General features: G+C 68.1%; 1 pseudogene. It reads right to left on the bottom strand.

Going from position 1 to position 251, the window contains the following annotated elements:
• A pseudogene (locus AMS65_RS19890) lies at positions 1–251 on the bottom strand (ABC transporter permease); the annotation flags it as partial.

Below are 251 nucleotides of genomic sequence, written 5' to 3'. Positions count from 1 at the left end.
GCGATGAGCGTGAGCACATCGGTCTTGTAGACGAAGGATCGCCCGAAGTCGCCAGAGAACACCCCGCCCAGCCACTGGAGGTAGCGCGACCAGATCGGGTCGTCGAGGTGGTACTCCGCACGGATCTGCGCGACCAGGTCGGGGGTCGGCTTCGCCCCGCCCGCGAGTGCCGCGATGGGGTCGCCCGGGGTGAGGAGCAGCGCGGCGTAGATCACGACGATCGCGAGAAACAGGGTGAGCAGGAGCCCGTC

The organism is Leucobacter celer subsp. astrifaciens (assembly GCF_001273835.1).
Classification (GTDB): Bacteria; Actinomycetota; Actinomycetes; order Actinomycetales; family Microbacteriaceae; genus Leucobacter; species Leucobacter celer.
Note: the sequence above shows the minus strand (reverse complement) of the source record. Positions and strands in the feature narration are given on the sequence as shown.